This is a genomic window from Geothermobacter hydrogeniphilus, assembly GCF_002093115.1.
In the GTDB taxonomy this organism is placed as follows: Bacteria; Desulfobacterota; Desulfuromonadia; order Desulfuromonadales; family Geothermobacteraceae; genus Geothermobacter_A; species Geothermobacter_A hydrogeniphilus.
The window spans coordinates 1-2,953 of the sequence record NZ_NAAD01000052.1; the positions used below are offsets into that span (position 1 = coordinate 1).

Here is a 2,953-nt window from a genome sequence, read left to right on the forward strand (position 1 = left end):
GACGTGGTAGAGCGCACCGGGATAATGAATGCGGGGTTTTCGGGCCATGGTTTAACCTAATCGATTCTTACCAACTTGCAAGCCTGACACCATTGATTTTCTGCCGATGCACAATAATAAATCTGCCTATAAGCCGCACATTGCCATATATGCTTCTATTTATGCCGAACGGTTAGTGATAACCGGCTGCGACAGGGCGCCGAAACTAGTAGAGACCCTTTCGAGAATCGCTCCTGTATCAACAGTCCGGTTGATTTATTTGGTACTAGGTCCTTTTGTATTTATTAATTATTTCCTTAAATCCAGCTAGCTGTTCTTTTGTCATTTTAAACGTATGTCGATATTTTCCGTCAAACATGACTTTTATTGTTTTTGAATTTTCGAATTTAAATATTTTATCTTCTTTTATGTAATTATCTGACCATTCAGCGAGACCTCCACCACCGTTGTCAGATTGTTTATCTGGGTATTCGGTGCGAATGACCAAACTTGCACCGTTGTCACTTATAAGTTGAACTTTTTCATAGAAAATCCAGTTGGTTTCATGGTAGTCAGACCGAAGATCCTCATATCTTGTTTTTAATCTGAAGAATTTCTCACCTGAATCTTCTTTACCAAAGTATAATTCGACTTTGAATTTAGTGTTTTTGTTTTTATGGTAGAAAACATTTCTTTTTGTTCTAAACCATGTGATTTTTTGAAATTCGTCATACTTCTTTTTTATGTTTTTATTTGCAATTCGTTCTCTTCTTCGTGCCTCTTCTTCGGCTTTTTTTCGTTTTTTTGCTAGTGCTGCTTTTTCTTTTTTTATTTCTGCATCTATTCGCTTCGTTAAGGATAAGTACTCTTTATCTTTGTATATTTCAGGGTGTTTGATGGTTAGTAGAAGGGTGGTTTTTTTTGCCGCACTATATTCTTTATTAGAAAGTTGTGCTGATGCCACCTTTAGCAAGCGTTCCTTTCCAAATTTCAGATCTTCTAACTCTGCAGAAACTTCTGAAAGTCGTTTTTTTAATACCTCATTTTCTTTTTTTAACTCATCATATTCCGATTGTTGGACGCATCCAGCGAAGAAAGTGGAAATAATGATAAATAGCAATAGGCATAGATGTCTCATTTTGTTCCTTTTTTAACGCTAACGAGCCCGTAGAAAAACCCTCCCACAAGAGCAATCCCCGAGCCCGGTTGAATTTTTTCTTTCCGTAAACCGCCCGTCAGGTCTGGCATGACCAGGCGATAGCTGTCTCCTCAGTGTGAATTGTCGGAAATTCTACCGTTTATCGGCCGATTTTGCTCCCTTTTTTCTTTTTTTTGCCTTAAATCATCCCGAATCGGTGGATCTTGGTCATGTTGTGCAGCATGGTCATCATCTGCCATTGTCCGTTGACCTTCTTCTTGCCCCGCAGACTGAATCACTTGATGCCGATGACATCGATGAGGTGGCCGAAGAGACAAACCCATAAACGCAAAAAGCCGCCCCGGCTGCGTCGGCAGCGGGTGCGGCTTTCTGATTCTGGCGCGGATTCCTTCCGCTCATGGTCCCCTCCATTACCGGCAGATCAATAAAACACCTATCTTTCTAGCATGTTTCATCACCATGAACAAGATCAAATAGATCCTGAATCCACCGGCAATTTCGGAATTCGGATGAATCTGGGACCTCCCCTGCCCTTTTCAGTCCCCCAGGTCAAGCACCTCATAACCGTTACCGTTTACCACCGCAATTTTAGGTTTTGTTTTTCGGGAAGCACACCTGTATAACCCGTCCGCTTCATTTTCTTGATACTATTGCTTTTACTTTGGTTCCTCGAACCCAACAATTGGCCCAGGTTCGGTTGGTTTCCATTTCACTAAACATGCACCTTCAAACTTGGATCGCAGGTCTATATTCGTCTTATTCTTTAAGTCAGAAATGAAACTTTCAAAGTGAAAATTTATGGAATCGAAAAAGCTCTTCGGATTTACAATTATTGATTCTATGTTGCCATTTAAGTCGAGGATTCCGTCAATTTTGGGAAATGTTATTGTCAGGGCTTCTTTTTTCATGAAAGAGATTAAAATTTTATTTCGAAACATACCGTCGTGAAAAAAGCCGCATCTAGCCTCACTGTAAAATTCGCTTCCGATTTTATTCAATAATTGTTCGTCGAATCCTGATTTTTTGAAAACATCAACAAAACCTTTTTTGAAAAATGCCTTTGATTTGTCTTGACTATCTCTTCCTTCAAGGTAAATAGCGATTCCTTCAAAGTAGGTTAAAAGTAAAGATATTGCCGCAAAGTACCCATGCTCAAGTTCCAGTAAATGGCTGACTGTATCAAGAAGCCATACTCTTGTTCTGTCTTCAAAAATGTCAATGAAGTCATCGACATTCATGCTTTCTAGTTTTTCATATGTATAGTTGGGACTAATTTGAATATTCATGAATTATTTTATTCTTGCAATATCAACGGTAACGGACACAGACCAGCCTGTCGCCATAGCGGCGGGTCAGTTCCTTAGTGCCGTTCTGCCCGGCTTGAGTGTCGCTCGAATGTCCATATCCCTCCACAAACGCAAAAAGCCGCCCCGGCTGCGACGACAGCGGGTGCGGCTTTCTGATTCTGGCGCGGATTCCTTCCGCTCATGGTCCCCTCCATTACCAGCAGATCAACAAAACACCTATCTTTCTAACATGTTTCGCCACCATGAACAAGATCAAATAGATCCCGAATCCACCGGCAGTTTCGGAATTCGGATGAATCTGGGATCTCCCCAGCCCTTCTCAGTCCCCCAGGTCAAGTACCTCATAACCGGCTTCTATAACCTTACGGAATCGCGGTGAGATGCCATGCCAGTCGAGGACATCGACCATAATCGGCAGATCGGACTCGGCAAAGGCATCCCTGAGCTCTTCCAGCCGCCAGTCGATGGGCTTCTCGGCCACCAGCGCCAGGTCGAGGTCCGAGTAGGT

The 2,953-nt window shown here is 42.2% G+C and carries 2 protein-coding genes and 2 pseudogenes; all 4 read right to left on the bottom strand.

The window, feature by feature from the left end; genetic code table 11:
• Positions 1 to 265: 265 nt before the first annotated feature.
• Entirely contained in the window at positions 266 to 1,117 is an 852-nt protein-coding gene (locus B5V00_RS16740) for a hypothetical protein (protein ID WP_085011949.1), read from the bottom strand.
• A gap of 199 nt (positions 1,118 to 1,316) precedes the next feature.
• Positions 1,317 to 1,418, bottom strand: a pseudogene (locus B5V00_RS17660) (transposase); the annotation flags it as partial.
• A gap of 376 nt (positions 1,419 to 1,794) precedes the next feature.
• Positions 1,795 to 2,424, bottom strand: coding sequence for a hypothetical protein (locus B5V00_RS16745; protein ID WP_085011950.1), 630 nt, complete (start codon positions 2,422 to 2,424; stop codon positions 1,795 to 1,797).
• Between the two features lie 340 nt (positions 2,425 to 2,764).
• Positions 2,765 to 2,953 (bottom strand): annotated as a pseudogene (locus B5V00_RS17265) (nucleotidyltransferase domain-containing protein); the annotation flags it as partial.

Bases quoted from the DNA above. Each gene is read 5' to 3' on its own strand.
- B5V00_RS16740 (WP_085011949.1), bottom strand. From the start codon at position 1,117: ATGAGACATCTATGCCTATTGCTATTTATCATTATTTCCACTTTCTTC.
- B5V00_RS16745 (WP_085011950.1), bottom strand. From the start codon at position 2,424: ATGAATATTCAAATTAGTCCCAACTATACATATGAAAAACTAGAAAGC.